Origin of the sequence: Mesorhizobium sp. M2A.F.Ca.ET.037.01.1.1, assembly GCF_003998075.1 — a bacterium.
Taxonomy (GTDB): domain Bacteria; phylum Pseudomonadota; class Alphaproteobacteria; order Rhizobiales; family Rhizobiaceae; genus Mesorhizobium.
Genome location: NZ_RZSA01000149.1, coordinates 1 through 9,433 on the forward strand (window position 1 = coordinate 1; position 9,433 = coordinate 9,433).

The 9,433-nt window shown below is 62.6% G+C and carries 10 protein-coding genes and 1 pseudogene; 7 read left to right on the top strand and 4 right to left on the bottom strand.

Features of this window, described 5'->3' with window-relative positions; genetic code table 11:
• A partial coding sequence (locus EOA27_RS10225; protein ID WP_127256076.1) for a thiamine pyrophosphate-binding protein occupies positions 1-1,364 on the bottom strand: 1,364 nt, incomplete at its 3' end.
• A gap of 141 nt (positions 1,365-1,505) precedes the next feature.
• Here EOA27_RS10225 and EOA27_RS10230 point away from each other — a divergent pair.
• From EOA27_RS10230 to EOA27_RS10245, 4 genes are all read left to right on the top strand, one after another.
• Positions 1,506-2,402, top strand: coding sequence for an alpha/beta hydrolase (locus tag EOA27_RS10230; protein WP_126079172.1), 897 nt, complete (start codon positions 1,506-1,508; stop codon positions 2,400-2,402).
• A 234-nt stretch (positions 2,403-2,636) separates the two neighbouring features.
• Positions 2,637-2,825 carry a hypothetical protein gene (locus tag EOA27_RS10235; RefSeq protein WP_126079171.1) on the top strand — a complete coding sequence of 63 codons (189 nt, stop codon included), beginning with the start codon at positions 2,637-2,639 and terminating at the stop codon, positions 2,823-2,825.
• Positions 2,826-3,175: 350 nt separating this feature from the next.
• The gene (locus EOA27_RS10240; RefSeq protein ID WP_127256078.1) at positions 3,176-5,290 is read left to right on the top strand and encodes a catalase; all 2,115 of its coding nucleotides are present in this window, start codon (positions 3,176-3,178) and stop codon (positions 5,288-5,290) included.
• A 231-nt stretch (positions 5,291-5,521) separates the two neighbouring features.
• A complete protein-coding gene (locus EOA27_RS10245) occupies positions 5,522-5,785 on the top strand; it encodes a hypothetical protein (RefSeq protein ID WP_126079169.1) in 264 nt (87 codons plus the stop codon).
• 27 nt (positions 5,786-5,812) lie between these two features.
• On the opposite strand, the gene EOA27_RS10250 is transcribed toward EOA27_RS10245, so the two are convergent.
• From EOA27_RS10250 to EOA27_RS10260, 3 genes are read right to left on the bottom strand one after another with little or no spacing between them, the layout of a single operon-like run.
• Positions 5,813-6,025: a hypothetical protein gene (locus EOA27_RS10250; RefSeq protein WP_126079168.1), complete on the bottom strand. Its 213-nt coding sequence runs from the start codon at positions 6,023-6,025 to the stop codon at positions 5,813-5,815.
• A 59-nt stretch (positions 6,026-6,084) separates the two neighbouring features.
• On the bottom strand, positions 6,085-6,684 hold the full coding sequence (locus EOA27_RS10255; RefSeq protein WP_126079167.1) for a hypothetical protein: 600 nt from the start codon (positions 6,682-6,684) through the stop codon (positions 6,085-6,087).
• A gap of 14 nt (positions 6,685-6,698) precedes the next feature.
• Positions 6,699-7,427 (bottom strand): DUF4142 domain-containing protein, encoded by a 729-nt coding sequence (locus EOA27_RS10260; RefSeq protein WP_126079166.1) that lies wholly within the window; start codon positions 7,425-7,427, stop codon positions 6,699-6,701.
• 230 nt (positions 7,428-7,657) lie between these two features.
• Here EOA27_RS10260 and EOA27_RS10265 point away from each other — a divergent pair, with 230 nt between their 5' ends.
• From EOA27_RS10265 to EOA27_RS10275, 3 genes and pseudogenes are all read left to right on the top strand, one after another.
• Positions 7,658-8,050 carry a hypothetical protein gene (locus EOA27_RS10265; RefSeq protein ID WP_126079165.1) on the top strand — a complete coding sequence of 131 codons (393 nt, stop codon included), beginning with the start codon at positions 7,658-7,660 and terminating at the stop codon, positions 8,048-8,050.
• Entirely contained in the window at positions 8,047-8,643 is a 597-nt protein-coding gene (locus EOA27_RS10270; RefSeq protein ID WP_245463192.1) for an isochorismatase family cysteine hydrolase, read from the top strand. The genes EOA27_RS10265 and EOA27_RS10270 overlap by 4 nt, the downstream gene beginning before the upstream one ends.
• 396 nt (positions 8,644-9,039) lie before the next feature.
• A pseudogene (locus EOA27_RS10275) lies at positions 9,040-9,433 on the top strand (hypothetical protein); the annotation flags it as partial.

Genomic DNA, 9,433 nt, shown 5'->3' on the forward strand with positions numbered 1-9,433 from the left:
GCCGTGGAGAACTCGCCGAGCTGCATGGCGAGACCGCCGTCGCCGACGATCGCCGTGACAGGCCGGCCCGGAAAGGCGATGCCGCCCGCGATCGCATAGCTCAAACCGCAGGACATGGAGGCGAGCGCGCCCGAAACGCCGAAAGCCTGTCCCGCGCGGAGATCGACATGGCGCGCGGCAAGTTCCGTGTTCTGGCCGGAATCGGTCGCCAGCACCGTATTCTCGGCAAGGCGCTCGCCGAAGGCGCGCACGACGCGTTGCGGCTTGAGCGGATGGGCCAAGCCATCTTCCGACTGGCGCATCATCTCGCGCCATTTCTGCATCGAGCTCTGCGCGGTCGCCAGGAATGCGCCGTCGCCCTTCTGCTTCAGCCGCTTGTTGAGGGCGCGCAAGGTCTCCGCCGCATCGCCGACCAGACCGGCCTCGACCGGGAAGCGCAGGCCGATGCGCTGCGCGTCGCAATCGATCTGGACGCCAAGGGCTTTGCCAGGCTGCGGATAGTACTCGATATAGGGGAAGGTCGAGCCGACGATGAGGACGGCGTCGCACGTCTCCATCGCCTCCTGCGATGGCAAGGTGCCCAGAATGCCGATGCCGCCCGTGGTGTAGGGATGGTCGTCCGGCAGCACCGCCTTGCCAAGCAAGGCCTTGACGATCGGCGCCTGCAGCAACCGGGCCGTTTCTTCGAGCTCGGCCGCCGCCCCGATCGCTCCGCGCCCCGCCAGGATCGCCACGCGCCGCGCGTCGTTGAGGATTGCCGCCGCTTTGTCCAGCTCCACATCCTGCGCGAGGCAATGCGGAGCGAACATGTCTTGCGGCGTGTGCGCCGGCCGGTTGCGCTTGGATCGCTTGGCCGCGTCGGCGGGCTGTTCCTGGATATCGCTGGCGATCGAGAGATGCGCGACGCCCTTGCGGGCGAGCGCCGTGCGGCAGGCGAGGCTTGCCACGTTTTCCATATGCGCCGCGTCCGAGACCTGGACGTTGTAGACGCTGACGTCGTTGAAGACGCGGGTAAGATCGACATCCTGCTGCGTGAAAGTCTCGATCAGGTCATGGAACTGCATGCCGGTGATCGCCAGCACCGGCGCCTGGTCGAGCTTGGCGTCGTAGAGGCCGGTGAGAAGATGCGTGCCGCCGGGCCCGGATGTTGCGAGGCACACCCCGAGCTTCCCTGTCCATTTGGCGTAGGCGCAAGCCATGAAGGCGGCCGATTCCTCGTGCCGCACCTGGACGAAGGATATCCTGTCCTGGTTCTTGCGCAGCGCTTCCATGACGCCGTTTATGCCGTCGCCAGGCAACCCGAACACGACTTCGACGTTCCAGGCAATCAAGGTGTCGACGAGAATTTCGGCTGCATTTTGCATGGCGAGGCTCCGCTGTTGGCTTTCCGAACCAGCGAGGCTGCGGTTGGTTCCCTCGCCGGATCGAGGCGGCTCAAGACCAAAAGGAACCCGATTGCGCAGGGTTGGGCGCCCACTGCACTGTGGGCGCATGAGGAGGCGTCCATGCAAGAACCTGTTTTCTGCGATACTTCGCTTTTGCGGGTCGCCTATCTGAGCGGTGGATCCGAGGATGGACCGCCTGTGCTGCTCCTCCATGGTTGGCCGGATGATGCGACGACTTTTGCGGATGTGGCGCCATCGCTTCAGGCCGCGGGCCTCCGAACCTTCGCGCCATGGCTGCGCGGATTTGGGAAGACCTCGTTCCACTCCGATCAAACGATGCGCTCAGGCGAGATCGCCGCCATGGCGCAGGACGCGCTCGATTTTGCCGACGCCATCGGCCTCGAACGGTTCGCGGTTGTCGGCCATGACTGGGGCGCGCGTATCGCCTATCTGCTCGCCTCCGTCTTTCCGCAGCGCATAACATGCTGCGCGGCGCTTTCGCTGGGGTGGCAGCCCGGCCCGCCTCCGACGCCGCCTTTGGAGCAGACGAAAGCCTTCTGGTATCAGTGGTTCATGGCGACCGGGCGCGGCGAAGAGTTCGTGCGGCAGCACGGTCGCTCCTTCGCGCGTTTCCAGTGGGACAGTTGGAGTCCCCCAGGCTGGTTCGACGACGCGCTGTTCGAACGGGTGGCGAGGTCCTTCGAAAATCCCGACTGGCCGGATGTCACGCTGCATTCCTATCGCGTGCGCTGGGGCGAGGCGGATCCCGACCCGCGCTATGCTGAACTTGCGCGCAAGCAAATTGAGGCGGAGGTCATCTTGGTGCCGACATTGGTCCTTCATGGCGACGACGATCGCGTCGTTCTGCCGGATTCCTCCGAAGGCAAGGAGCCGTATTTTACCGCCGGTTATGAGCGTGTGCTCCTGCCGGGTGTCGGTCATTTCCCGACGAGGGAAGCTCCTGGCCAGGTCCGGGAGAGGCTGGAGAGATTCCTGGTCGACTTCGGCAGGCAATAAAGCATGTCTCCCGAAGTGGGAACCGGTTTCGGGATAAAGACATGCGTAAGATCAAAAAACCTAAAGCGCATGGAGCGAATCTGAAAGATCGCGACGCGCTTTAGGCGACGTCGACTTCCGGGTTCGGGAAAGCTGCATCGAAAGGAGGTTCGTCGGTCCAGCGGAGAAGCGAAGCAGGAACCTTTTTTCCGTCAGTGGGTTAGTGGAGGCATTAACCCATGTTAGGGCGCGGCCGTGGCACGGAAGGTTCGTGAAGCACTGAGATCGGAACAGACGCTGTCCGAGACGACAACGCCGGAACGCGAGACGACCGTCGCGTTGGAGGCGCTGGGATCCAAGGAAGCGCCTTCCCGAATGCTGGAATTGGCGCGAAAGCTGGACGCCGCGATCGCGTTGCGTGCGCGCAAGGCCCGTCCCAATTGATTTTCAACTGACGACGCTCTGATCGCGCCGACCCGGAACAATCAGGGCCGGCATCCGTTCGCCTGTGAACCCTCCATGGGCAATCGGATGAAAAGCCTGATTCAAAGCCTGATGGCCGAGTTCCTGCCGCGCTGGTGGCGCCGAAAATCTCGCATCCCTGCGCCGCGAGAGATGCCCGTGCGTGCATCGTCGCGGGTAACGCCGGACCGTTCCCAGGCAAGCGGGGCAGGGGATGGGTCGGACGCCGTTCAAAAATAGTTCGAGCTGGGGATGCCCGCTCCACCGGCTGGAACATTCGCCCTGATTGCTCGTTCGGCAACATCATTCAGCGAGCACAAGGGACACCGACAATGCCGAAGAAAGCTTCCCCGGCCGACGCTACAGCCGTGGCTGAGATTCACGACCAGAAACTTGTCCGCGGCAGTGGCGGCGAGCTGCATCAGGTGGCCGAAGGCAAGGTCGAGGTGCAGACGACGGCGCTTGGCGCGCCGATCGCGGATGACCACAACACGTTGAAGATCGGCGACCGCGGTCCCACGCTGATCGAGGATTTTCATTTCCGCGAAAAGATCTTCCATTTCGATCATGAGCGCATCCCCGAGCGCGTCGTCCACGCGCGCGGCTACGGCGCCCATGGCTTCTTCGAGACGTATGAGTCGCTCGCCAAGTACACCAAGGCCGATATCTTCCAGCGGCCCGGCGAGAAGACACCCGCCTTCGTTCGTTTCTCGACCGTCGCCGGCAGCAAGGGGTCCTTCGACCTGGCGCGGGATGTGCGGGGCTTCGCCGTGAAGCTCTATACCAAGGAGGGCAATTGGGACCTCGTCGGCAACAACATCCCGGTCTTCTTCATCCAGGATGCGATCAGGTTTCCGGATATGGTCCATGCCGTGAAAGAGGAACCGGACAGGGCGTTCCCGCAGGCTCAATCCGCGCATGACAATTTCTGGGATTTTATCTCGCTCACGCCGGAATCGATGCACATGATCATGTGGATCATGTCCGATCGCGCCATTCCCCGGTCGTTCCGGTTCATGCAGGGTTTTGGCGTGCACACGTTCCGTCTTGTCAACGCCAAGGATGAATCGACCTTCGTCAAATTCATCTGGAAGCCGAAGCTGGGCATGCAGTCGGTGGTCTGGAACGAAGCCGTGAAGATCAACGGCGCCGATCCCGATTTCCACCGCCGCGACCTCTGGAACGCCATCCAGTCGGGCGATTTTCCGGAGTGGGAGCTCTGTGTCCAGCTCTTCGACCAGGATTTCGCCGACAGTTTCGACTTCGACATCCTCGATCCGACCAAGATCATTCCCGAGGAGATCATCGAGCCGATCCCGGTCGGGCGGCTTGTCCTCGATCGCATGCCTGAGAACTTCTTCGCCGAGACCGAACAGGTTGCCTTCATGACGCAGAACGTGCCGCCAGGCATCGACTTTTCCAACGATCCCCTGCTGCAGGGACGCAACTTCTCCTATCTCGACACGCAGCTCAAGCGCCTGGGCAGCCCCAACTTCACCCACCTTCCCATCAACGCGCCGAAATGTCCCTTCCATCATTTCCAGCAGGACGGTCACATGGCGATGCGCAATCCCGCCGGCCGCGCCAACTATCAGCCGAATTCCTGGGGCGAGGGGCCGCGTGAGTCACCCGAGCGGGGCTTCCGCTCCTTTGCCGATGCGGAGGAGGGGCAGAAGGTCCGGCTGCGGGCGGAGAGCTTCGCCGATCACTACAGCCAGGCCCGGCAATTCTTCCTCAGCCAGACCGAGCCTGAGCAGCGTCATATCGGGATGGCTTTGACGTTCGAACTGAGCAAGGTCGAGACGCCGGTCATCCGCGAGCGGATGATCTCCCATCTGCTCAACATCGACGAGACGCTGGCGACCACGGTCGCCGACAAGCTCGGCATCAAGACCATGCCGGCCCCTGCCGACGCCGCTGTGCCGACACGCGATGACCTCGAGCTGGCGCCCGCGCTCAGCATCATCAACAACGGGCCGGACAGCTTCAAGGGCCGCAAGATCGGCGTGCTCGTCAGCGACGGCATCGATTCCGGCTTGCTGCAAGCGGTGCGGGATGCGGCGCAAGCCGAAGGCGCCAAGGCGGAAATCGTGGCGCGCCGGGTGGGCGGTGTCGAGGCAGGCGATGGCAGCTGGATCGAAGCCAATCACATGATCGACGGCGGTCCTTCCGTTCTCTTCGATGCGGTCGTGCTGCTCGTTTCCGAGGAAGGCGCCGAGATGCTGTCCAGGGATGCTGCGGCAAAGGACTTCGTGTCCGATGCCTTCGCGCATCTGAAGTTCATCGGCTTCGTCGCGGATGCCGGACCTCTGCTGGCAAGCGCCGGGGTAGCAGCCGATGCGGATGAGGGGCTCATCGAACTCACGGGCGGCGATTCCGCGCGCTCATTCGTCGAGGCTTGCCGCAAGCTGCGGCTTTGGGCGAGGGAAGGTGCCGTCAAACTCTGATTTTCGCGGGAACATTTCGAGCGCCTGCCGGTTCGAAAGAAGATCGCCCTCCCTCCAGCGATCCAGGGTCCCATCAAGACCTGACAAGGCCCGTTGCCGCATGCAGGCAGCGGGCCTTCTCTATCTGCCGATATTCGGTTGCGGCGAGCCTACAAAACCGGGCCCGACGGGAACAAGCGGATGCCTGCGGGGTTGCTTTCGAGAGAAGGGAACTGTCAGCAGGAGGCCGCAATGAGCGAGGCCATGACCACCTCAAATCACGAAGTGATCCGAGCTTGGATCGAGGCGCGCGAAGGCCGACCTGCAGTTGTCGCGACGCCGGGGAAGGCTGCAACGCTGCGGGTCGATTTCGGCGCCGGCGACGAAGATCTGAGGCCGATCGAATGGGAGGATTTCTTCAAGGTGCTGGACGACAACAACCTGGCGTTCGTTCACCAGGACATGACAGCGGAGGGCAGCACCAGCCGTTTCAATAAGTTCGTGCCGCGCGAGTAGCCATTCGGGAGCAACGGATTTCGACTGTCACTGAGCCCCCGGCATCTTGCTGGCGTCCTGTGGATTCTTCGTGATGCCGGCAGCTGGCGAGCTATCCTGCGGCGCATTCCCGCCCTGGTTTTGTTCGGGCGTGCGCTTCCATGGCGCCGAAGATGAGCCGCTGTCGACACGAATGAAGACCCAGTAACATGCCAGCAGCACGATCAAGGTCAGTATGAGCGGCAAAACAACACGTCTCATGCCGATTCCTTCCTGGCCTTTGTCGAGGGCAAGCCGGTCCGAGTGTCTGGGTGTCTGGCTCAGGCTCCCCGCCGTCGCGCCGCCTCGCGCTCGACATCGTCAGCCGAATAATCGCCGGCAGCCGGGTCGAATGCTGTCCATCCGTCCGCTTGGTATTCACTGCGGCGGTCGGCGATGTCGACCGATGCGGAGCTGCGGAGAACTTCACGGGCTTCCGAAGCGAGGTCGTCCTCGACACGAGCCGTCACCAGCGTGCCGCCGCGGCGGACGCCTTCGGCATAGACATGCGCGTCCTGCTCCGGCACGCCGGCGTCGGTCAGGCTGCCGATGATGCCGCCGGCCGCGCCGCCCACAATCGCCCCGGCGACGGCGCCCGCGGCCGTCGCCGCCAGCCAGCCGGCCGCGACCACCGGCCCGACGCCCGGTATCGCCATCGCGCCCAGGCCCGTTGCCAGGCCGCCGGCGCCACCCACGACCGCGCCGATGCCGGCGCCGCTGGCGGCATCCTCGGCTGCGGGGGATTGCGTGTTCCTATGCCAGCCGCGGGCATTGTTGGCCATGATGCTGATGTCGGATGACGGAACGCCGGTGGACTCCAGCGCGCCCACGGCGTCGGCGGCATCGTCATAGTCGTCGAACAGGGCGGTGATCGTTTGCATGTCGGTTCTCCTGTCTACTGTTGGCCGGCAAAGACGTTGCCCTGGTAATCGAGCGCGACGGAGGTGCCTTTGCCGTCCTTCGTCGCCTGGCCGCGCCAGATGCCCTGTTCGTCCTTGGCGAGGGCGGAGACGTCCGCATAGCCGGCGTCCTGGATGCGCTTCTTCGCCTGCGCTTCGGTGAAGCTGTTCGCGCCGGGGACCGGAGCGGGTGGTTTGGGCGTCGATGCCGATTTGACCGCCGGCGTGCTCGCGCTGGCGCCTGCGATCTTCTCGATCATGTCCTGATGCATCTTCAGCGTCGGCAGCGTCTCCGCTGCGAAAGATTTGAGGGCAGGATTGTCTCCATCCTTGGCGTAGGCCCCGAACAGGCCGACGGCGTCGGCATGCGCCTTACGCTGCATCTCGACGTAAGGCTGGTCCAGCGAAGCCGTCGTGCTCTGCAATCGTTCCAGATCGCTCTTATGAGCGGCATCGGATTGCGCCGGCACCTGCAGCTTCTGCTCGCCGGCGATCTTCTGCAATTTGGCGTTCGCCGCGCCGTGATCGGTGATCATGCGCTTGGCAAAATCCTTGATCTGCTGATCCTTCGCATTGTCCTGCGCGATCTTGCTCGAATCCACTTCGAACATCCCGCCTATCGCAGCCTTGTTGACGAAGGTCTGCGCGTCGTCGGCCGCGAAGGCAGGGAGGGCAAGCATCAGCGCGGCGGTCGCCGATGGGATAAGGAATATCCGCATGCTCATGGGGCAAGGCTCCTTTGGTCTTGGTGGCACCGAACCACCGTTCCGGCCCTTTGTTCCCCAACGACCTCGTTTCCATGACGTAAAAAATCGCCCGGCCGTGGCGGGGCGGATCTTGGGTTGGATCCGCTTGGGTGCCGAAGGTGCCTGGACGACAAATCCGGCAGCGTCAGCCGCCACGCTGGCTCTGCAGCCGATGACGGCAACAAACCTCGTATCGGGCCAATCGTTCGATGAATTTTCCGGCGCACTGGCCAAAAACATCATTTGTTATTGCGACTTGGCAAATCGAGGCCGGTCGGCGCGAGCGCTTTTCGAAAAATGTGGCAAGCGCCTGCCTTGATGGAACGGAGGACTTTAGTCGGAGTTTAGCGGCAGACAACGCGATGGAGAAATCCAACATGGAATATGCTGCCGAAAATCTTTGTCCTGAAATCGCCGAACGGGAACGGTGCGCGGCCATGGCCGAGGCGCAAGCGAGGGAATTTGAACGCATCAAGATGTATCCCGTGGCACGCGCAATGCGCGCCTTGGCCTGCCGCATCAAAGAGTCCAGCCTGACACAGGAATTCGACACGCGAACTGCTCTCGCGATATCGCCGCGATTTGAGGGTCATATGCTTTGAGCGCGCTCTCACCGATCTCGGCGAAAGCCGTCCATATTTGCGTGGACATGCAGCAGATGTTCACGCCGCCGTGGCCATGGGCGGTCGATTGGCTGCCCGTGATCCTGCCACAAGTTCAGAGGCTGGTGCGCAAGCGACCAGAAGCCACGATCTTCACCAGGTTCATCCCCGCGCGAAATCCGGGCGAGGGCCACGGCCAGTGGAAACAATATTATGAGCATTGGGCGGACATGACGATCGCAAGGGCCGGCAAGGAGGCGGTGGACCTTCTGCCCGAGCTTGCCGTCCATATCCCGCCGGCGCGCGTGTTCGACAAGCCGATCTATTCGCCGTGGCTGAGCGGCGAACTCGCTGGTGTGCTTCAGTCCGAAGGCGTCGAGGAGGTCATCGTCAGCGGCGGTGAGGCCGATATGTGCGTTTTGGCGACCCTGCTCGGCTCTATCGATCTTGGCTATCGAACGATCCTCGCGGAGGACGCCATCTGCAGCGCGTCCGATGAGGCCTATGAGAACATCCTGAAACTCTTCACCAAGCGGTACTCCCACCATGTCGAGGTCGCGCCGGTGGAGGCAATTCTCGAATGCTGGCGATAGCGGAGAGGCGGCGCCCCCGACCAGCAGACTGCTTTTCGTTCGGAACATCTCGCTACTTTCTTAGTTCGGTCGGCGCCGGCGCGTTCCGCGTCCCGAATGCGCGGTCTTGGGCAGGCGTCCTATCGAAAGGCTCGCCCGTTCACCCCCTTTGCGGGCGAGCCTTCGGTCGGTCCAAGATTTGTGGGCCGTGATGGCGTTTGCGTCAGGCCCTGAGTTTAACAGCTGATTGAAAGAAGTAGATCAGGCGGAACGAAAGCGAGATCCAGGAATTAAATACAAGAATTCAAACACTACTTATAGGAGGACGAAATGGGACGAGGTATTCTGCTCTGGCTGCTCGGCGTTCCAATTCCGATCATCATCCTTTTGATGCTTTTTGCACGTTAGGAGCCCACGATGACCTTTTCCCCGGCCGACGAACCGGCAACGATTGAGACATCATCCTCCGCCGTCAATTGGGGGCCGATCGTGGCCGGCGCTTTTGCGGCAGCCACCTTGACCGTCATCCTCATGCTTGTCGGTTCCGGACTCGGCTTGGCGATGATGTCGCCATGGGGTAGCCCTTCCCTGACGACATTTGCGGTGTCGACCGCGGTCTGGCTCGTTATCGTGCAATGGCTGTCATCTGCGTTAGGCGGCTATGTCGCCGGGCGGCTCCGCACGAAGTGGGTCAACGTGCATACCGACGAGGTGTATTTCCGCGACACCGCGCATGGGTTCCTGGCCTGGGCCCTGGCTACGCTGCTCGTGGCCACGGTCCTCGGCTCGGCGGTCTCCGGAATTGCGGGGA